Below are 18,753 nucleotides of genomic sequence, written 5' to 3'. Positions count from 1 at the left end.
TACCCTCTTTTTTTAGAAGCGCTAGCGCGTTCCGGTACGCGCGTAATGAGCCCCTGGGGGGCGTCATGGTGCGTTCATATTATGAATTTTTCGTCCGGTCGGTATCGCCAAAACCCCGTTAGAACGCGCCAGCGTTTCACACCGACAACAAAGGCTCGGCAGTGTGGTCCAGGCGATCTGTAAGGGACGAATCACTCCGGTCATAGGGAAGCGATTCGTTGGGACGTATGGTCGTTGGAAGATGAGGCGGCCAAAGAGTGAGGCCGCCAGAGATCGTTATTCAGGGAATCGAATGTCGAGGGTTGCGGTCGCTTCGTTCGACTGAGTCAGCCTACAGTGGCGGCCGATCTCTACTGAGTGCATCGATAGCGCAAAGTCTTTTCGTTGTTCGAACGATGCGTTGGGAGACGACGTTTTCAACGACTCTATCGCATCTTCGATCGTCTTCGCCGTAACGTCGCTCGCTAGCTGATCGATAGGGACGCACTTGAGATTGAGGGCGGTGCCCCCGAACAGCCGGGCGATGCCCTGCGTGGTGTCGTCGTCGATCCCTTCGATGATCTTTTGTCCCGCCATCCGTACGGTGTAGATGTCGTGCGACATGTGTCCTTGGGTGACACACAATTCGAAGGTCGATGCGCGGCCGCCGGAAAGGGTCATCGCGCGGCATGCACTGCTCCCCGAAGGAATAGCCAGCACCGAGGCGGCGGGGACCTCATCGACTGCTTGCCGTTGCTTGAGTTGCAGAACCGAACGCTCGATTTCCCGCCTATTGTCCGGTGTCATGTCGGATGCACCGTCGCTCTTGGGCGGCGGTGCGTCGGGCTTTATCTGAAGCGTATAACGAGCGTCGCCCGGCCAATTGCGTTCGGCCTGAGCACAAGCAAGTTTGGCCTCGGCACTGTTCAGCGAATGCGGGAAGATGTTTTGCCGATGTTGCGGTCCGCTACCCGAGAGCGGCACGGATCGGACTAGGTCGCCGTTTTCTCTTCTCGTGTTGACGTCGAGAATCGAAAACGTCCCGCCGGCGCAGTCGAACAAGTAGTGCGCTTCCGCAACCTTATAGCCATAGTCGGTCGAGGGATTTTGAATTTCCTGGTAGGTGTCCCGTTCCCACGCTGTAATGGTCCCGTCGCCATTCGATTGGACCGAATGTAAATCGACTTCCGCTTTGGAAAGCAGGGATAAGGAATAAGGCGGTACGGCCTTGATCCAAAGAGGCTGTGTTGTTTGATGCGGATCCGCCGGCAGGGTCGCCAGGACGTCTTTGCTTTGTGCGCGGTGGCCACTGCTCGCACAGCCTGCGCACAGCAGGACCATCAGTGCGCAAAGTGTCGTCGATTTCATTGCAGGATGCGGTCGTATTGAGTGATTTCGGCGCGCGATATCTGGCATCGCGTCTTGGGATTGGCCATGCAATTATGCCATTGGCGCTAGGCGCTGCACGGTAAGGGCTAACTTAATCGATACGCGGCAATGCCGATTCGATCCATGCTGACGTGGCCAGTAGATCGGTATCCCGATAGCGTGGACCGATGAGTTGCACGCCGAGCGGCATCCCATGAGCAGACATGGCGGCCGGAAGATGCAAACATGGCCAGCCAAGAACCGACCAAGCTACGTTGAAGGCCGACGAGCCGGTGTCGGCGAGCCCGGTCGGCGCTACGCCGGGCACGCTCGGCGTGACGATGAGGTCGGCGTGGCCGGCGAATCTTTCCCAGTCGTAGGTCAATTCACGCCGCACCTCGAGCATGGCGAGATAGTCGGACAAAGGCGTGGCAAGTCCGTCGCGAATACAGCTTCGCAGCGCTTCGCTTAGCCGCCCTTCATACCGGTGCGCAACCGGTGAAAGGCTCGCGGCCAGTTCGTAGCGCATGATCGTGCGATGCGCGTCGGCCAATTGCGCGAGTTCGCCCTGCACGTGTCTCTCGAAGCAGTCCGCGCCTTGCGTCTCGAGTCGTTGGACGACGCTGTCCAGTACGTGACGGGCCTCATCGTCGAGCGTATGCCGATATCCGCCGAGGATCACCGCGATGCGGGGCGCTCGAGCCGGCGGGGGCGTTCCGGCGCTCGAAGGCAGCAGCACGCGAGCGACTTCGGTGACATCGCCGACCGATCGCGCATACCATCCGATCGTATCGAGCGACTCGCAAATCACTTTAATGCCGTCGCGTGGGACTGCGCCGATCGACGGTTTAAAACCGACGACTCCGCAAAATGCGGCGGGGCGGATGATCGAGCCGCCAGTCTGCGTGCCGAGGGCCATCGGCACCATGGCGGCGGCAACGGCAGCGGCCGAACCGCTCGATGAGCCGCCCGGTGTACGCTCGAAATTGTGCGGGTTGCGCGTCGAGCCGGGCGTCCGATACGCAAATTCTGTCGTCACGGTTTTGCCGACCGGCACCGCGCCGGCGGCGCGCAAGATCGCGACGCATGCGGCGTCGAACGGCGCGTCGCCGGTTGACGGCAGGTGTGCACCATACCGGGTCGGCATGCCCGCGACGTCGATGATGTCCTTCACGCCGAAGGGGACGCCGGCCAACGCAGCGGTAGGATCGATGCGATTCGCGCTGGCCAACAGCGTACCGCGCGAGGGGACGTGCGCCCACGCCCGCACGCGCACATCGCAGCGCGCAATCGCAGCCCAGGCATCGTCGACGCACTGCGCGGGACGCGCGATGCCCAATCGCATTCGCGCGACGATATCGGAGACACCGATATCGCCGGACGTTCCCTTTATGTTTTCGCTTTGCCCCACCGCACGCCCCTTCATTCGAAAAGTTGACGAAGCGTAGGCGGCATATCGATAATCGTCCAATTCATAATTGGGCGCCGTTTATTTTGATCTCTGAATTAATCGGGCTCGACGGTCGGCTGCTTGTCACTTTTTGCGCGCTTGCGGAAGAATTGCATTTCGCGCGAGCCGCAGAGCGCCTGTGTATGAGTCAACCGGCATTGAGTCATCAAATTCGGCGGCTCGAAGCGCTTGTCGGCGCGCAATTGCTGACACGCACGACGCGCTCGGTTCAACTGACACCCGCCGGTGCGGTGATGTATGCCCATGCGCAGTTGCTTTGCAGCGACATGGAAAAGATGCTCGAACGCGTGCGTCTGGCGGCGCGCTCGCTTTTCGCCCGTTGCCCCAAAGACCGGAGTTGACGGCGACGATCGTCGTGACGACGCTCAAGGCGTCGGACAATCCTGCCGTATGCTCGCTCGTCGAGGCATTGTGCCGCGAATATGCGAGCACCCGCTTGCCAACGATGCATCGCGAATTCACATTTGATTGATGTCCAAGGAGAACGTGGTGATGAGCACAAACGACCTCTTATCCCGAATGCTCCGCTATCAAGCATGGGCTAATTCGGAAGTGTTGGAGGCGATGAAAGGACTCGACGCCGTTCGCCACGCCGATGAGCGGCACCTCATGCTTCGAATCATGAATCATTGCCTTGTCGTGGGCAAAATCTTCGCGGCGCACCTTGTCGGCGAGCAACATGGCTTCGCTGCGGACAATACTCCCGATACGCCTGAACTCGAGGCGCTGCGTTCGGAGTTCGCCCGTATCGACGACTGGTATCTCGACTACGTGAAGGAGGTGACGCCGTCCGCGTTGAGCGAATCCGTTCCGTTCCAGTTCACGGACGGGGACAACGGCTACATGACGCGCGAAGAGATGCTGACGCACGTGGTCATTCACGGCGGCTATCATCGCGGCGAGGCTTGCGCGGCATTGAAGCGCGTCGCGCTCGCCGAGGGTCCGCAATTCAAGTTGCCTCGCGATACCTACGCCGTTCATTTGCATGGCGCCGAGCCGTCGCGTCGTGCGCAAGGTATCAACGCCGCCTTATCGTCGGTTTGAAGCGCTTGCACCGAGAGATGTGCGGTGCGTAAGCGAATCGGGTATGGAGCTTGCTGCGATCTTTGTAGATTCATACTCGAACGGAGGACGCTCATGACACGACTCATCGCACTGATGCTGCTTGGAAGTACGCTCGCGCTGACCGCCTGCCATACCGTCGCGGGCGCCGGCCAGGACATCTCGAAGGGCGGACAAGCCATCACCAACTCGGCGGACCGCCATTCCGACTAGCGTGAACGGCCTTAGTCGAATACTTAGGCGCACTTAATTAAGCGAACTTAATCGACTGCGTTGTTTGTCGATAGAGAATCGATACGGCCTCCGTGCTGGGACACCCCGGCACGGAGGCCGTTTTTTATTGTCGCACTATTCGTAAGATTGCTTTTTCGCTTTTTATCCCGCCGCCGCGTAAAAGATACCTCAAGTTCCTCGTAAGCCGGCCGTTAAACGAGCGTAAGCAGCCACCGCGGCTATCGGCCGCATTGTGTTGCCGCCCCGTTTCAAACTTTCTGAGGTCTTGTTCGATGCGCAACAACGTGCCTGTCACCGGCCGGGAACATGAGTTGTCCGATGACGCAACCCTGATGTCGACAACCGACGCGCAAAGCTATATCACCTATGCGAATGCGGCGTTCGTCGAGGTCAGCGGTTTTTCGGTCGAGGAACTGGAGGGCCAGCCGCACAACGTCGTGCGCCACCCCGATATGCCGCAGGAAGCGTTCGCCGATATGTGGGCGACGCTCAAGGACGGCGAGCCTTGGACCGGCATCGTCAAGAACCGATGCAAAAACGGCGATCACTACTGGGTGCGGGCCAATGCGATGCCGGTCGTACGCGGCGGGCGCCCCGTTGGCTATATGTCGGTGCGCACGAAGCCATCGCGCGATGAAATCGCAGCCGCCGAGGCCTTGTATGCCGATGTTCGCGAGGGGCGGGCGGGCAACCGTGCCTTCCACAAGGGGCTCGTCGTTCGCAAGGGTCTGTTGGGCTTTACCAGCGCGCTCAAGACGATGTCCGTGCGCTGGCGTATCCGCACGGCACTGATCGCGCTCGTGCCGGTGCTCGTCGGCGCCGCCGCGGCTTCCGGCCAGACCGGCACCGGGCTCGCCGTCTTCGGCGCCGTGACGTGCGCGGCGTTCGCGCTCGCGTCGTTTTGGCTCGAAGCGCAGATCGCCGGACCGGTCGAGCGCTTGCGCGAACATGCGCTCAATGTGGCGTCGGGGCAAGGGCGGCAATCGGCCGAAGCCGATCGCGTCGATGAGATCGGCATGACGTTGCGCACCGTCAACCAGATGGGACTGATGTTCCGTTGGCTCGTCGATGACGTGAGCGGGCAAGTGCGTCACGTGCAGCAATCGATCAACGAATTCGCGCAAGGCAATATCGATCTGAGTTCGCGTACGGAGCAAGCGGCATCGAGCGTGCAGCAGACGGCTTCCTCGATGATGCAAATGACCTCGACCGTCAAGAGCAATGCCGAGACGGCGTCGGCCGCGAACCAGCTATCGAGCACCGCGAGCGAATCGGCATCGGCGGGCGGGCGCGCCGTATCCGAGGTCGTCCATACGATGAACGACATCACGACGAGTTCGCGCAAGATCGCCGACATCATCGGCGTGATCGACGGCATCGCATTCCAGACCAATATCCTCGCGCTGAACGCGGCCGTCGAAGCGGCCCGCGCGGGCGAGCAGGGCCGAGGCTTCGCGGTCGTCGCGGGCGAGGTGCGCAGCTTGGCGCAACGCAGCGCGACCGCGGCGAAGGAGATCAAGTCGCTGATCGATGCGAGCGTCGAAAAGGTCGATTCGGGCTCGAAGCTCGTCGACGATGCGGGTCGTACGATGGACGACATCGTCGCGCAGGTCAAGCGTGTGTCCGATCTCATCGCCGAAATCAGTTCGGCGACGAGCGAGCAGAGCGCCGGTGTGCTGCAAGTCGATCGCGCGGTGAGCGAACTCGATAACATCACGCAGCAAAACGCGGCGCTCGTCGAGCAAAGCACGGCCGCGCTCGCCAGTTTGAAGCAGCAGGCGACGCGCCTCGTCGACGCAGTCGGCGTGTTCCGCTAACCCGTAACGCTTGCCGTCATCGCATGGCGCACCGGCGCGCGCGTGCACACATGCGTTGACGGCCTCGGCCGCACGGCACCGCCGTGCTAGCCGCGCAATGCTATCCTCTCGTCCGATTCAACCCGGCGCCTACGTGCGCACCTATTTTTCCATGACCGATCTCATCAAGCGCGCTTCGGCTGAGGCGCGCGCTTTCGCACGCGGCCAACGTGACGAGCAAGCCAAGCGTAAGCGCTCGCGCGCGTCGCGCCCCGACGCAGCCGACGATTTTCCCCACGATGCGCCGCGTATCGAGCTGCCGCGCAAACCGCGGTTCGCGCCAGTCACGTTCTCCGAAGAGGGCGGCGTGCGCTTTCTGCACTTCGGCACCGAGTGGGTGCAAGGCGCGATGCGTATCAACAAGCCCGACCGCATCGAGCTCGAATATGCCGAGCAAATGATGGCCTGGCTGCTCTTTTTGGAAACGCCGAAACGCGTCGTGCAACTTGGCCTCGGCGCGGCGGCGCTGACCAAGTTCGCCTATCGCTTCTTGCGACGCGCGCACGTCGAAGCCGTAGAACTGAATCCGGCCGTCGTCGTGGCGGCGCGCACGATGTTCGCGTTGCCCCAAGACGACGCGCGCTTGACGGTCCACGAGACCGATGCCTGGGATTTCGTGAACGACCGCGCCAATCACGGGACGATCGGCGCGTTGCAAATCGATCTTTACGATGCGACGGCGCGCGGTCCCGTGCTCGATACCGTGGCGTTCTATCGCGCGGTGCGGGCTTGCTTGACCGGCGCCGGCGTCGCGACGATCAATCTGTTCGGCGATCATCCGAGCTTCGTGCGCAACATGAAGCACCTGAACGCAGCGTTCGACGGTCGAGTGATCGCGTTGCCCGAAGTGCACGAGGGCAATCGTATCGCGCTGGCGTTCTCGGGCCCCGCGCTCGACGTGCCGTATGCCTCGCTCGTGCGCCGCGCGGAGTTGATCGAGGCGAAGCTCGGACTGCCGGCCCGGCGCTGGGTGAAGGCGCTGCGCGAAGTGGATGCCGCTCGCAGCGGCGGCGACGCATCGTCGGCCGGCGCCGTTTTCAGAATCTGAGCGTCGAGCCGATTTGCCCCCCGCATCGCGCGAAGGCGCGGCGGGCGGGCTTGCCGCGTATGGCCGGCCCCGGGTCTGTCCCGCTTGACCGCTCGGGCAACGCTCTTATACTCTTCCCAAGCTTAATAAGCTGAAGGTTGCCGGCCGGCCGCTCCACGCGCGGGTTTCGGAACGGTTCAAATCTGGGTCGTCGCCCTCGAGGGGATGTCCCGCGGGGTGAAAAAGAGTAAAAGAGGAGACGTCATGGCTCACAATGCCGACGCCAATCGGGCCTCCAAGCACTGGCTCTGGCTGCTGGTAGTACCCTGGATCGCGATGATCTGGGTGCCGTCGTATAACAAAGTCGACCCCCAACTCTGGGGCTTTCCGTTTTTCTACTGGTACCAGCTGTTCTGGGTACTGGTGAGCGCCGTCATCACGGGCGTCGTCTATTTCAAGACCAAATCGCGTTCGAAGCCGGGCGCCTCTGCCGGAGACGCTCGATGAACGCAACAGCAACATTTGTCTTCGTCCTGTTCTTCATCGGCGTAACGATCCTCGGTTTCGTCGCCGCGCACTGGCGGCGCGGGGATCTCGCCCATCTGGAAGAGTGGGGCCTCGGCGGTCGTCGCTTCGGTACGATCGTCACGTGGTTCCTGCTCGGCGGCGACTTGTATACTGCCTATACGTTCGTCGCCGTGCCGGCGCTTGTGTTCGGCGCCGGCGCGACGGGCTTTTTCGCGCTGCCTTATACGATCCTGATCTATCCGTTCGCGTTCGTCGTCTTCCCCAAGCTGTGGGCCGTCGCGAAACGCCATGGCTATGTCACGTCGGCCGACTTCGTCAGCGCCCGCTACGGTAGCCGCACGCTGGCGCTCGCTGTCGCAGTCACGGGTATCGTCGCGACGATGCCGTATATCGCGTTGCAGCTCGTCGGCATCGAAGTGGTGATCGGCGGCCTCGGCTTCGATACCTCGGGTTTCGTCGGCGATCTGCCGCTCATCATTGCGTTCGCGATTCTCGCCGCCTATACCTATACGTCGGGCCTGCGCGCTCCGGCTATGATCGCCGTGGTCAAGGATCTGCTGATCTACATTACGATCATCGCTGCGATCATCGTCATTCCGGCGCAACTCGGCGGCTTCGGCCACATTTTCAGCGTCGTGCCGCCCGCCAAGCTGCTGCTGAAAGCACCCGACGCCCTGAGCATGAACGGCTACAGCGCGTACGCAACACTGGCCATCGGCTCGGCGTTGGCGCTGTTCCTGTACCCGCATTCGGTCACGGCAATCTTGTCCTCGTCCTCGGGCAACACCATCCGCCGCAACATGGCGATGCTGCCCGCATACTCGCTCGTGCTCGGCTTGTTGGCGCTGCTCGGCTATATGGCGCTGGCCTCGGGCGTGAAGGATATGCCCGAGTTCGCCCCGTACTTCAAGGCGTTCGGACCGAACTTCGCCGTGCCGGCGTTGTTCTTGCACTTCTTCCCGTCGTGGTTCGTCGGCGTGGCGTTTGCGGCGATTGCGATCGGCGCGCTCGTGCCGGCCGCGATCATGTCGATCGCCGCGGCGAACCTGTACACGCGCAACATCCACAAGGAGTTCGTCAATCGCAACATGTCGCACGAGCAGGAAACCGGCGTAGCCAAGCTCGTTTCGCTGATCGTGAAGGTTGGCGCCGTCGCGTTCATTCTCGGCTTGCCGTTGACCTACGCGATCCAATTGCAGTTGCTCGGCGGGATCTGGATCATCCAAACGCTGCCGGCGATCGTGCTCGGGCTTTACACGCGTAAGCTCGACTCGCGCGGTCTGCTCGCCGGCTGGGCCGTGGGTATTGCGGTGGGTACGTGGATGGCCGCGTCGAACGGGCTCAAGAGTTCGATCTTCGCGATCCATCTCGGCGGCGTCGCGATCCCCGGCTATGCGGCCGTGTGGTCGTTGATCGTGAACCTCGCGGTCGCGATCGTCGTCAGCCTGGTCGTGCGCGCGATCGGTATGAGCCATGCCGAAGACCGCACGCGTCCGGAGGATTATCTCGACGTAGTCGAAGGCTGAGCGCGGGCTCGCTGCGCCGCTCGCCTCGCGCGAGCGGTACGGCGCGCTGCTTGCTCAAGCGCCAGGCGGCCATGCGCCGCCTTTTTTTTCGACCAGCGGATTCGTCGCACGTACGCGTATCGACTCGGCGCCGCATTTGCTCGACAATTGCACGGTGATTACCCGTTTCCGTCCTTTCCGATGGCTTGCGAGTTCGCTCGCGAGCGTCATCGTTTCGCCGTACTACCGCTACCGCCATGCGAGCGTGCTGCATGCCATACGTGTGGGTTTGGCGATGCTCGCCTCCATCCTCGTCACCACCGGCATCCACGTGCCGAACGGCATCTGGGCTTCCGTGACGGTTCTCGTCGTGATCGGCGGCTTGCAGCATCACGGCAACATTCGCAAGAAGGCTGCCGACCGCGCGCTAGGGACGCTGCTCGGCGCCGCAGTGGGGCTCTTGCTGATCGCTCAACTGCATCTGATCGGATCGATGCCGCTTACGTATTTGCTCATGGCGATCGCCACGGGCGTATGCGGGTACTACGCAATCGGCCAAGCCGGCTATATCGCGCTGCTGACGGCCATCACGATCTGCATCGTGGCCGGACACGGCGATAGCACGATCGATACGGGGCTATGGCGCACGCTCAACGTCTTGGTCGGCATCGTGATCGCGCTCGCGTTTTCGTTCGCCGTGCCGCTTTATGCGACCTATTCGTGGCGCTATTTGCTCGCTCGCAACTTGCGCGATTGCGCTCGCATTCGCGCGAGGATCGCACGGGGCCGGCCGCTCGACGTCGAGACGCACGTGGCGGCTTTCGCTGCGCTCAACGGCCGGCTCGTGAAGCTGCGGTCGTTGATGCCCTCCGTCGCCAAGGAAGTCGATATTCCGCTCAAGCGGTTGGAGGCGATTCAGCGGCTGCATCGTTCGACGTTGAGTGCGCTTGAGATGATGTCGACGAGCGCGGCGATGCATCCCTCGACTCGCGCGGAGATGGGCGACGATGCGTATGTGGAGCGTGCCGCATTGCTCAGGATGGCACGTGCTTTGCGATTCGGCTCGCATTCCCGTGCCGGCGAGCGCTTGGCCGTACCCTCGCTTGCAGCGGGGGATGCGCATGAGATCGGCGACGAGCGAAGCGGGGCGCCCGACGACACGATGCCGGGGCCACGCTGGATTGCCGGGTGGTTCGCCCAGCAAGTGGACGTGCTGCGCGCGCTGCTCGCCGATACGGAGCCGTATTGGCACATCGAGGGCGATGCGGCAGCCCGCGCGCGGACGCGCGGTTCCCGTTCGCCGGCAGGTTAAGGCTCGGTATTCTCGACGTTGACCATCCACGGCACGCCGAATTTATCGACGACCATGCCAAATCCTTTCGCCCAAAACGTCGATTGCCAAGGAAAACGAATCTCGCCGCCTTGCGCCAGCGCGTCGAAAATCTTTTCGCCCTTGGCCATATTGTCGAGCGATACGGAGATGCTGAAGCCCGAATAGGCCGGCGCATTCGCGTCGTTCGCGGGGCCGTCGGTGGCCATCAAGGTCGTTTGGCCGACCTTGAACGAAGCGTGCATGATCCGCTCGCCCGCTTCGCCCGCCAACGCATAGTCGCCCGGCGCATCCTTGTGACGCATCTTGAACGTGACTTGCGCTCCGAGCGCTTGCTCGTAAAACGCAAGCGCCTCCTCGCAGCGGCCGTAGAAATGCAAGTACGGTTGGACCACCATGGCGATTACCCCCTTCGTCTGCGTGAGATGCCGTTCAGCGTAGGGCCTCGATCAGCTTCTCGAGCTTGATCGCATCGGCCGCGAATGCGCGGATGCCTTCGGCCAGCTTCTCGGTTGCCATTGCGTCGTCGTTGAGTTGGAAGCGGAACGACGGTTCGTCGATAGCGATGCGCTCGATCTTCTCGCCCTCGCTCGCCTGCGGCGACAGCTTGCGCTCGACCGTTTCGTTGCTGTCGTGCAGCTTTTGCAGCAGATCGGGGCTGATCGTCAGCAAATCGCACCCGGCCAGTTCGACGATTTGATTCGTCGTGCGAAAGCTCGCGCCCATGACTTCGGTGTTGTAGCCGAAGCGCTTGTAGTAAGCGTAGATGCGGCGTACCGACTGCACGCCGGGATCGTTCGCGCCGCCCATCGTGGCTTCGTCCCAGTCCGCGCCGGCTTGCTTCTTGTACCAATCGTAGATACGGCCGACGAACGGGGAGATCAGCTTCGCGCCGGCCTCGGCGCACGCTGCCGCCTGAACGGGCGAGAACAGCAGCGTCATGTTGCAGTTCACGCCTTCCTTTTGCAGGACTTCGGCCGCGCGTACGCCTTCCCAGGTCGATGCGAGCTTGATCAAAATCCGTTCGCGATCGATGCCGGCGGCTTCGTACAGCTTGATGAGTTCGTGACCCTTATCGATCGAGCGCTTGGCGTCGAACGAAAGGCGCGCGTCGACTTCCGTCGATACGCGCCCCGGGATGATCTTCAAGATTTCGGTGCCGAAAGCGATCAGCAAGTGATCGATGATCGCCGTGGCGGGCTTGCTCGCGTGCTCGCGCACGGTTTTCTCGAGCAAGGGCTTGTAGGCGTCCTTTTGCACCGCCTTGAGGATCAACGACGGGTTCGTGGTGGCATCGCGCGGCTTGTATTGCGCGAGTTGCTGGAAGTCGCCGGTATCCGCGACGACAATCGTGTGCTGCTTCAGTTGGTCGAGAGCATTGGTCATAGTCGATTCAGTAGCGCGGCGCGCCTCCGGTATGGGTGGGATCAGGGTCGCACCGCTAAAACCGCTCAAGCGGCGCGACCCACTGTAAATGAGACTATTTTAGGCCTGTCGCGTTCGGGGTGCGATGGGGCCGGAACGGGCGGCTCGGGTTACGTCCGCCGCGCATTCAACACCACCTGCGTAATGACGCCGGCGACGAGCCCCCAGAACGCCGATCCGATCGAGAGCAGCGTGAGTCCCGAGGCGGTCACCATGAACGTCACGAGCGCGGCTTCGCGTTCGCGTACGTTGCTCATCGCATTGGTGAGGCCGGTCATGATCGAGCCGAACAGCGCAAGCGCCGCCACCGATACGACGAGCGCTTTCGGCAGCGCGGCGAATAAGGCTGCGATCGTCGCGCCGAAGATGCCGGCGACGAGGTAGAACAGACCGCACCAAACGGCCGCCGTATAGCGCTTCTTGCGGTCTTCGTGCGCTTCGGGACCCGTGCAAATCGCTGCGGTGATCGCGGCGAGCGTGACGCCGTGCGCGCCGAACGGGGCGAGCAACATCGAGGCGATGCCCGTCGTCGAAATGAGCGGCGCCGACGGTACGGAATAGCCGTCGGCACGCAGCACGGCGACGCCCGGCATGTTCTGCGACGCCATCGCAACGACGAACAGCGGCACGCCCACGCTGACGGCCGCCGATAGCGAGAAGTGCGGCATCGTGAAGACGGGATGCGCGAGCGCGATGTGAAAGCGGCTGAAATCGAGGAGTCCGAGGCCCGCCGCGACGGCCGTGCCGACGGCGAGCGTCGACAAGATGGCGTAGCGCGGTGCGAGGCGCTTGATGAATAGGTAGACGAAGAACATCGTCAGCACGAGCGTCGTCTGATACTGCGCCGCATGAAAGATTTCGATGCCGATCTCGAACAAGATGCCGGCGAGCAGTGCCGCGGCGATGCCGGCCGGGACGCGTTTCATGAGCGCATCGAACCAGCCCGTCAGACCGACGGCCGTGACCAACACGGCGCTCACGATGAACGCGCCGATCGCATCCGCGTAGGGGACGTGCGGCAACGACGCGATCAGCAGCGCGGCGCCGGGCGTCGAGAAGGCAACCACCACGGGCGTGCGAAAGCGTAGCGATAGACCGATGCTCGAGAGCGCCATACCCAGGGAGAGCGCCCAGATCCATGACGAAACTTGCGCGTCGGACAATTGCGCGGCGCGGCCCGCTTGAAACACGAGCACAAGCGAACTCGTATATCCGGTCATCATCGCGACGAAGCCGGCGACGATCGAGTGCAGCGACGTATCGGCGAGCGGGCGCACGAGCGCGCGGCGGACCGAAAAGGGACCCGGCATATCGGGAGCAGAGGGTGATGTCATGGGTGCTTGATACCGGGCAGCGGCGAAAAAAAGGCTAAAGGACTAGACGGCCGAATCGCTCGAAACGCGTGCGAAGCGCGGGGTTATTTGGTGAGCCTGCGCATCGCCGCTTCGAGCCCTGCTAGCGTCAGCGGGTACATGCGCTCGCCGAGCAACTGCCGAATGATCGAAACGGATTGACGATACTCCCACAATCCTTCGGGTTCGGGATTGAGCCACGCATGGTGGGGAAAGCGATCTGCTAGACGGCGCAACCATACCGCGCCGGCCTCGGGATTGTTGTATTCGACCGATCCCCCGGCTTGGAGCACCTCGTAGGGGCTCATCGTTGCGTCGCCGACGAAGATGAGCTTGTACTCGGGCGTGTACTTGTGCAAGACGTCCCAAGTCGGCATGCGCTCTACGTGCCGGCGCCGGTTGTTCTTCCAGAGGTGGTCGTAGACGCAGTTGTGGAAGTAGTAGAACTCGAGGTGCTTGAATTCGGCCTTCGCCGCCGAAAACAGCTCCTCGGTGCGCTTGATGTGGTCGTCCATCGAACCGCCGACGTCGAGCAACATCAACACTTTGACCGTGTTGTGCCGCTCGGGCACCATCTTCAGATCGAGCCAACCGGCGTTGGCGGCCGTGCTGCGAATCGTGTCGGGCAGATCGAGTTCGTCCGCCGCGCCCTCGCGCGCGAAGCGGCGCAGCCGGCGCAGCGCGACCTTGATGTTACGCGTGCCGATTTCCACCTGATCGTCGTAGTCGCGATAGCCACGGGCCTCCCAGACCTTGACGGCCGTTCGGTTGCCGGCCGATGGACCGCCGATTCGGACGCCTTCGGGGTTATAGCCGCCGTTGCCGAACGGCGACGTGCCGCCCGTGCCGATCCATTTGCTGCCGCCTTCGTGACGCTCCTTCTGCTCGTCGAAGAGTTCCTTCAAGCGCTCCATGAGCTTATCGAGCCCGCCCATCGCCTCGATCTGCGCTTTCTCCTCGGGCGAAAGCTCGCGGCGCAGCCGCTGCTCGAGCCAATCGAGCGGCAGCTCGAAGGCGGCATCGGTCCGTGCTTGCACGCCGCGAAAGTAGGCGCCGAACGCCTGGTCGAACTTGTCGAAGTAACGTTCGTCCTTCACGAGCGTGAGGCGGGCGAGATAGTAGAACTCGTCGAGCGAGGGGGCGATTACGCGCTCGCGCAGCGCCTCGACGAGCGTCAGATACTCCTTGACCGACACCGGCAATTGGGCCGCGCGCAGCGAATAGAAAAAGTCGATCAGCATGCCGATGTCTCTGTATGCGCGAGCGCCGAAGGCGCGAGGGTGCGCCGTGGGTTAGCGGTTGTGGCGGTTCATGAACACCAAGCGCTCGAGCAGGCTCATGTCCTGCTCGTTCTTGAGCAGCGCGCCAGCGAGCGGCGGCACGACCTGCTTTTGATCGATCGAGCGCAGGGCCTCGGCGGGGATGTCCTCGGCGAGCAGCAGCTTGAGCCAATCGAGCAATTCGGAGGTCGACGGCTTCTTCTTGAGGCCCGATACGGCGCGCAATTCGAAGAAGCTCGTCAAGGCCGCGCGCAGCAGGTCCTCGCGGATGCCGGGGTAATGTACGTCGACGATGCGCTGCATCGTGGCCGGATCCGGGAACTGGATGTAGTGAAAGAAGCAGCGGCGCAAGAACGCGTCGGGCAGCTCCTTTTCGTTGTTCGACGTGATGACGACGAGCGGACGGTGCCTCGCGCGTACGACCTCGCGCGTCTCGTAGACGTGAAATTCCATGCGGTCGAGTTCGCGCAGCAAATCGTTCGGAAACTCGATGTCCGCTTTGTCGATCTCGTCGATCAAAAGCACCGCGGGTACGTCCGATTCGAACGCTTGCCAGAGCACGCCCTTCACGATGTAGTTCGCGATGTCCTGCACACGCGCATCGCCGAGTTGCGAGTCGCGCAGCCGCGAGACGGCATCGTATTCGTACAGACCTTGCTGTGCTTTGGTCGTCGATTTGATGTGCCACTGATAAAGCGGCATACCCAGCGAGGCCGCGACTTCCTCGGCCAGCATCGTCTTGCCCGTGCCCGGTTCGCCCTTGATCAGGAGCGGACGCTTGAGCGTCATCGCGGCGTTGACGGCGAGTTTGAGATCGTCGGTGGCGACGTACTGCGACGAGCCTTCGAAGCGCATGGCGGCCTGCTTCCTGAGAAAAAAACCCAGTATAAGTCAGAAGGGCTAGGCGACTTTGTCAACCGGCTTTATCGTGTCGGACGGCTTGTGCCCGGCGGTGCCGGGTGGACGCCCGGCCGAGCGGCGCGGTACAATTGCCGCGATTTTTTTGGCCGCTCGTTGCGATTTCGACAACAAGAACGGCGCAGCGCCATTGCCCGCAGGCGTTTAGCGGGCGCTCGTTTCCCCTCAAGCCAGGTTAGAACCTATGAACTCTTTCGTCGGCAAACATGTCGTGACCGCAGCGCTCGCCGCGCTGGCGGGGTTTGCGGTGAGCGCGCAGGCGGCCGATGTGGTCGGCAACGCAAAGGCGGGCCAGGGCAAGGTTGCCATGTGCATCGGTTGCCACGGCATTCCCGATTACCGCACTGCGTTCCCCGAGGTCTATCACGTGCCGATCCTCGGTGGGCAAAACCAGCAATACCTCGATAACGCGCTGCACGCGTACAAGAAGGGCGACCGCCACTTCCAGACGATGCATGCGATCGCGGCGTCGCTGTCGGACCAGGATATCGCCGATATCGCGGCGTACTACGCCTCGCAAACGCCGGCGTCGAAAGACAATCCCGACAAGTGACCGTCCCAACGGACGCTTCCAGCTACCTCATTTCGCGGGATAGGAGAATTCATGAACAAACCTGATCAGGCACTGCGCTTCGCCGTCAAGGCCGCTTGCGCGGCGCTCGTCGCAGCCTTCGGGGCGGCCGGTTCGGCCCATGCGGCCAGCGTCGACAACGGCAAAGCGCTCATCGAAGCGCACAACTGCGCGGCTTGCCACGGCGCCACGTTCACCAAGCCTGTCAGCGGCGACTATCCGAAGCTGGCCGGGCAGCACGCCGACTACATCGTGATGGCCCTGCGCCAGTACCAAATGGGCACGGGCAACCCGAACTTCGGCCGCAACAACGCCATCATGCAGGCCCAGGTGCAAGGCTTGTCGCTCAGCGACATGAAGGACATCGGCGCATACCTCGAGTCGCTTCAAGGCGATCTCGTCGACAAGAAGTAAGCTCGCACGCCGGGGCGTCGCGGTACGCCTCCATGCCCCCGCGCGTTGCCGATCGAGAAGCACCCCGCTATGCGGGGTGTTTTTTTATCGAAAATCGATGCTGCGACAAGATGTCGCAGGATGTCGCAGCCGCCTTGCCCTCAATCCCTCGACGCGCGACGCTCGATGCGGGCTAGGTAGGCGTCGGTGTCGGGCGGCGTGTTGTTGCGCTGCGCTTCCCAGATCGTTTCGCCTAGACACTCCATGATCGCGTGCTGCGCCTCGTGCGTGGAGCCGAGCCGTGCGGCGAGCCGCTCGTACGCGGCTCGGATACCGGGCGGCTGATCGATCGACAGTTGCTCGCTGATCGCGAGATGCATCGACAGATGTAAGAACGGGTTCGTGCGGCCCGCCTCGGGGGCGTAATCGGCCGCTGCCGTTGCCTCATCGGACAACTCGGCATGGTATTCGGGGTGTTCGACGATCCAGTCGGCCGCGATTGCTTCGAGCGGCGTGAGAATGTCTCCGGCGCGCTGCTTGCGCCAGGTATCGATGAAAAAACGTCGGACTTCGTCGCGGCTCGGATTGAACATCGTGTAAATCGACCTTTGTTTCAGGGGTGCCGGGCAGCGTGACCCGTCTTGCGACGGCGGCCAGCGGCCAATCCATTATTTTACGCCGCGATAGGCCGCGCTCGCCGGGCGCTCCATCGCACAGGTAGAATCGATCGGCGCGAAGCGGCGAGCGGCGGCGTCGCGCGCACGCGACTCCAGCCCTCGTTGGACGAAACAAACAAACAGCTCGATTACGACACCCCTTTTTTCGATGCCCGACCTTCACGATCATTCGCGCGCCGATACCTTGCGCGGTGCGTTGCTCGTTGCCTTGTCCGCCTGCGCGTTCGGCGCCATGGCGATTTTCGGGCGATACGCCTATGCGGGCGGCACCGATGTCCTCGGGTTGCTGACGCTCCGGTTTCTCATCGGCGGTACGGTGCTTGCCGCAATCGCGTGGCGTCGCGGCGTGCGTTGGCCGCGCGGGCGCGCCTTGGCCGGCATTTGCGCCATGGGGGCGCTCGGCTATGTGGGTCAATCGCTGAGTTATTTCATCGCCCTTCAGCATGCGCAGGCGAGCCTCGTTGCACTGCTGCTGTATCTGTACCCGGCCTTCGTCACGCTATTGGCTGCGCTCTGGCTCGGAGAGCGCCTGACGCGCGTGAAAGGGGCCGCCCTCGTGCTGTGCCTAGCGGGCTCCGCGCTCATGGTGGGCGGAGGACACGGCGAGCCCCTCGGCATAGGGCTCGCGCTCGCGGCGGCCGTCATCTATTCGCTGTACATCGTGGCCGGCGCGCGGCTTACGGAGGGTGTCGATCCGTTAGCGACCACCGCGGTGGTTTGTTTATCGGCGGCGGCCGTATTTTGCGGTGCGTCGCTCGTGCGCACGCTCTCGGGGGCACCCCCGCATCTGCCCACGACCCCGCTGGCCTGGGCGGCGCTCGTCGCGATCGCGCTCGTTTCGACTGTGACGGCGATGCTCGCGTTTTTCGCGGGCCTCACACGGCTCGGAGCGGCGCGTACTTCGATGCTCTCGACGCTGGAGCCGGTGGTGACGGTCTTGCTCGCGGCGATATTGCTCGGCGAGCGGCTGACGCTGTTGCAGTGGTGCGGCGGCGCGGCGGTTCTCGCCGCTGTCCTATGGCTCGTCGGGGCCGGCGGCGGTCCGCACGATGAGGCCGTGGCCCTCGAAGGCAATCTCTAAATCGACGTCAGCGTGCCGAGCGGGCGCGCCGACGGGCGATCAAAGCTCGGGCGGCGGCGTTTTCGGCTTGTACTCGCACAGCGGCTCGATGGCGCAATGCCAGCACTCGGGGCGGCGTGCCTTGCAGACATAGCGCCCGTGCAGAATTAGCCAATGGTGCGCGTCATGCAAGAACTCGGGCGGCGTGAACTTCTCGAGCGCGGCTTCGACCGCGCGTACGTCCTTGCCCGGTGCGAGCCCCGTTCGATTGGCGACGCGGAAGATGTGGGTGTCGACGGCGACCGTCGGTTGACCGAATGCCGTATTGAGCACGACATTGGCCGTCTTGCGACCGACGCCGGGCAGGCTTTCCAGCGCTTCGCGCTGCGCGGGCACCTCGCCGCCGTACTGTTCGAGCAAGATCCGGCACGTGGCGATGACGTTCTTCGCCTTGGTCCGATAAAGCCCAATCGTCTTGATGTACTCGGTGACGCCCGCCTCGCCGAGCTCGAGCACGGCCTGCGGCGTGTTTGCTACCGGGAACATCTTGCGCATGGCCTTGTTGACGGATACATCGGTCGCTTGCGCGGACAGCATGACGGCGATCAGCAACTCGAACGGCGTCGTGTATTCGAGCTCGGTCGTCGGATGCGGATTGAGGCTTTGCAGCGTTTCGTAGATGGCGCGTCGTTTTTGTGCGTTCATGCTGCGCTTCGA

The 18,753-nt window shown here is 62.7% G+C and carries 20 protein-coding genes; 11 read left to right on the top strand and 9 right to left on the bottom strand.

From position 1 onward, the window contains the following. Positions 1-276: 276 nt before the first annotated feature. Positions 277-1,347 carry a surface-adhesin E family protein gene (locus tag AB1286_RS06725; RefSeq protein ID WP_430362526.1) on the bottom strand — a complete coding sequence of 357 codons (1,071 nt, stop codon included), beginning with the start codon at positions 1,345-1,347 and terminating at the stop codon, positions 277-279. 112 nt (positions 1,348-1,459) lie between these two features. Continuing rightward, on the bottom strand, positions 1,460-2,758 hold the full coding sequence (locus AB1286_RS06720) for an amidase (RefSeq protein ID WP_430362525.1): 1,299 nt from the start codon (positions 2,756-2,758) through the stop codon (positions 1,460-1,462). 23 nt (positions 2,759-2,781) lie between these two features. Here AB1286_RS06720 and AB1286_RS06715 point away from each other — a divergent pair, with 23 nt between their 5' ends. The 8 genes from AB1286_RS06715 (at position 2,782) to AB1286_RS06680 (ending at position 10,342) form a co-directional block, all read left to right on the top strand. After that, complete coding sequence (locus AB1286_RS06715) at positions 2,782-3,159, top strand: LysR family transcriptional regulator (protein WP_430362524.1); 378 nt, start codon at positions 2,782-2,784, stop codon at positions 3,157-3,159. Between the two features lie 151 nt (positions 3,160-3,310). Beyond that, entirely contained in the window at positions 3,311-3,862 is a 552-nt protein-coding gene (locus AB1286_RS06710) for a DinB family protein (RefSeq protein ID WP_430362523.1), read from the top strand. 93 nt (positions 3,863-3,955) lie between these two features. Then, positions 3,956-4,093, top strand: coding sequence for an entericidin A/B family lipoprotein (locus tag AB1286_RS06705; protein WP_430362522.1), 138 nt, complete (start codon positions 3,956-3,958; stop codon positions 4,091-4,093). 293 nt (positions 4,094-4,386) lie between these two features. Beyond that, on the top strand, positions 4,387-5,931 hold the full coding sequence (locus AB1286_RS06700; protein ID WP_430362521.1) for a methyl-accepting chemotaxis protein: 1,545 nt from the start codon (positions 4,387-4,389) through the stop codon (positions 5,929-5,931). Positions 5,932-6,082: 151 nt separating this feature from the next. Then, on the top strand, positions 6,083-7,018 hold the full coding sequence (locus AB1286_RS06695) for a spermidine synthase (RefSeq protein ID WP_430362520.1): 936 nt from the start codon (positions 6,083-6,085) through the stop codon (positions 7,016-7,018). A 243-nt stretch (positions 7,019-7,261) separates the two neighbouring features. After that, positions 7,262-7,504, top strand: coding sequence for a DUF3311 domain-containing protein (locus tag AB1286_RS06690; RefSeq protein WP_430362519.1), 243 nt, complete (start codon positions 7,262-7,264; stop codon positions 7,502-7,504). Continuing rightward, on the top strand, positions 7,501-9,051 hold the full coding sequence (gene mctP, locus AB1286_RS06685) for a monocarboxylate uptake permease MctP (protein WP_430362518.1): 1,551 nt from the start codon (positions 7,501-7,503) through the stop codon (positions 9,049-9,051). Before AB1286_RS06690 ends, mctP begins: the two co-directional genes overlap by 4 nt. Positions 9,052-9,205: 154 nt before the next feature. Then, positions 9,206-10,342, top strand: a complete 1,137-nt coding sequence (locus AB1286_RS06680; RefSeq protein WP_430362517.1) for an FUSC family protein — start codon at positions 9,206-9,208, stop codon at positions 10,340-10,342. Here the strand turns inward: AB1286_RS06680 and AB1286_RS06675 are convergent. The 5 genes from AB1286_RS06675 to AB1286_RS06655 all read right to left on the bottom strand — a co-directional run bounded on the left by AB1286_RS06675 (position 10,339) and on the right by AB1286_RS06655 (position 15,272). Next, a complete protein-coding gene (locus AB1286_RS06675; protein WP_430362516.1) occupies positions 10,339-10,758 on the bottom strand; it encodes a VOC family protein in 420 nt (139 codons plus the stop codon). The two genes, AB1286_RS06680 and AB1286_RS06675, sit on opposite strands and share 4 nt — an antisense overlap. Positions 10,759-10,792: 34 nt before the next feature. Next, positions 10,793-11,746, bottom strand: coding sequence for a transaldolase (tal, locus tag AB1286_RS06670; RefSeq protein WP_430362515.1), 954 nt, complete (start codon positions 11,744-11,746; stop codon positions 10,793-10,795). A 149-nt stretch (positions 11,747-11,895) separates the two neighbouring features. Beyond that, positions 11,896-13,095, bottom strand: a complete 1,200-nt coding sequence (locus tag AB1286_RS06665; protein WP_430365007.1) for a benzoate/H(+) symporter BenE family transporter — start codon at positions 13,093-13,095, stop codon at positions 11,896-11,898. Positions 13,096-13,202: 107 nt separating this feature from the next. Continuing rightward, the gene (locus AB1286_RS06660; protein ID WP_430362514.1) at positions 13,203-14,378 is read right to left on the bottom strand and encodes a vWA domain-containing protein; all 1,176 of its coding nucleotides are present in this window, start codon (positions 14,376-14,378) and stop codon (positions 13,203-13,205) included. A 51-nt stretch (positions 14,379-14,429) separates the two neighbouring features. After that, on the bottom strand, positions 14,430-15,272 hold the full coding sequence (locus tag AB1286_RS06655; RefSeq protein WP_430362513.1) for an AAA family ATPase: 843 nt from the start codon (positions 15,270-15,272) through the stop codon (positions 14,430-14,432). A 247-nt stretch (positions 15,273-15,519) separates the two neighbouring features. On the opposite strand from AB1286_RS06655, the gene AB1286_RS06650 reads away from it, so the two are divergent. Both AB1286_RS06650 and AB1286_RS06645 read left to right on the top strand, forming a co-directional pair. Continuing rightward, positions 15,520-15,888 carry a c-type cytochrome gene (locus AB1286_RS06650; RefSeq protein ID WP_430362512.1) on the top strand — a complete coding sequence of 123 codons (369 nt, stop codon included), beginning with the start codon at positions 15,520-15,522 and terminating at the stop codon, positions 15,886-15,888. 51 nt (positions 15,889-15,939) lie between these two features. Next, positions 15,940-16,320 carry a c-type cytochrome gene (locus tag AB1286_RS06645; protein WP_430362511.1) on the top strand — a complete coding sequence of 127 codons (381 nt, stop codon included), beginning with the start codon at positions 15,940-15,942 and terminating at the stop codon, positions 16,318-16,320. A gap of 140 nt (positions 16,321-16,460) precedes the next feature. Here AB1286_RS06645 and AB1286_RS06640 read toward each other — a convergent pair whose 3' ends face one another. Next, positions 16,461-16,892 (bottom strand): DUF1841 family protein, encoded by a 432-nt coding sequence (locus tag AB1286_RS06640; RefSeq protein ID WP_430362510.1) that lies wholly within the window; start codon positions 16,890-16,892, stop codon positions 16,461-16,463. A gap of 232 nt (positions 16,893-17,124) precedes the next feature. Between AB1286_RS06640 and AB1286_RS06635 the strand changes: the two genes are divergently transcribed. After that, on the top strand, positions 17,125-18,057 hold the full coding sequence (locus tag AB1286_RS06635; protein ID WP_430362509.1) for a DMT family transporter: 933 nt from the start codon (positions 17,125-17,127) through the stop codon (positions 18,055-18,057). 39 nt (positions 18,058-18,096) lie between these two features. Here AB1286_RS06635 and nth read toward each other — a convergent pair whose 3' ends face one another. Next, complete coding sequence (nth, locus tag AB1286_RS06630) at positions 18,097-18,741, bottom strand: endonuclease III (protein WP_430362508.1); 645 nt, start codon at positions 18,739-18,741, stop codon at positions 18,097-18,099. Positions 18,742-18,753 lie beyond the last annotated feature (12 nt).

This window comes from Trinickia sp. NRRL B-1857 (assembly GCF_050470685.1).
In the GTDB taxonomy this organism is placed as follows: domain Bacteria; phylum Pseudomonadota; class Gammaproteobacteria; order Burkholderiales; family Burkholderiaceae; genus Trinickia.
Note: the sequence above shows the minus strand (reverse complement) of the source record. Positions and strands in the feature narration are given on the sequence as shown.

Excerpts from the sequence above, each read along its gene's own strand:
- AB1286_RS06700 (WP_430362521.1), top strand. The coding sequence starts at position 4,387 with ATGCGCAACAACGTGCCTGTCACCGGCCGGGAACATGAGTTGTCCGAT.
- AB1286_RS06645 (WP_430362511.1), top strand. The coding sequence starts at position 15,940 with ATGAACAAACCTGATCAGGCACTGCGCTTCGCCGTCAAGGCCGCTTGC.
- mctP (WP_430362518.1), top strand. The coding sequence starts at position 7,501 with ATGAACGCAACAGCAACATTTGTCTTCGTCCTGTTCTTCATCGGCGTA.
- AB1286_RS06675 (WP_430362516.1), bottom strand. The coding sequence starts at position 10,758 with ATGGTGGTCCAACCGTACTTGCATTTCTACGGCCGCTGCGAGGAGGCG.
- AB1286_RS06660 (WP_430362514.1), bottom strand. The coding sequence starts at position 14,378 with ATGCTGATCGACTTTTTCTATTCGCTGCGCGCGGCCCAATTGCCGGTG.
- AB1286_RS06640 (WP_430362510.1), bottom strand. The coding sequence starts at position 16,892 with ATGTTCAATCCGAGCCGCGACGAAGTCCGACGTTTTTTCATCGATACC.
- AB1286_RS06655 (WP_430362513.1), bottom strand. The coding sequence starts at position 15,272 with ATGCGCTTCGAAGGCTCGTCGCAGTACGTCGCCACCGACGATCTCAAA.
- AB1286_RS06690 (WP_430362519.1), top strand. The coding sequence starts at position 7,262 with ATGGCTCACAATGCCGACGCCAATCGGGCCTCCAAGCACTGGCTCTGG.
- AB1286_RS06650 (WP_430362512.1), top strand. The coding sequence starts at position 15,520 with ATGAACTCTTTCGTCGGCAAACATGTCGTGACCGCAGCGCTCGCCGCG.
- tal (WP_430362515.1), bottom strand. The coding sequence starts at position 11,746 with ATGACCAATGCTCTCGACCAACTGAAGCAGCACACGATTGTCGTCGCG.
- AB1286_RS06705 (WP_430362522.1), top strand. The coding sequence starts at position 3,956 with ATGACACGACTCATCGCACTGATGCTGCTTGGAAGTACGCTCGCGCTG.
- AB1286_RS06725 (WP_430362526.1), bottom strand. The coding sequence starts at position 1,347 with ATGAAATCGACGACACTTTGCGCACTGATGGTCCTGCTGTGCGCAGGC.
- AB1286_RS06635 (WP_430362509.1), top strand. The coding sequence starts at position 17,125 with ATGCCCGACCTTCACGATCATTCGCGCGCCGATACCTTGCGCGGTGCG.
- nth (WP_430362508.1), bottom strand. The coding sequence starts at position 18,741 with ATGAACGCACAAAAACGACGCGCCATCTACGAAACGCTGCAAAGCCTC.
- AB1286_RS06710 (WP_430362523.1), top strand. The coding sequence starts at position 3,311 with ATGAGCACAAACGACCTCTTATCCCGAATGCTCCGCTATCAAGCATGG.
- AB1286_RS06695 (WP_430362520.1), top strand. The coding sequence starts at position 6,083 with ATGACCGATCTCATCAAGCGCGCTTCGGCTGAGGCGCGCGCTTTCGCA.
- AB1286_RS06665 (WP_430365007.1), bottom strand. The coding sequence starts at position 13,095 with ATGCCGGGTCCCTTTTCGGTCCGCCGCGCGCTCGTGCGCCCGCTCGCC.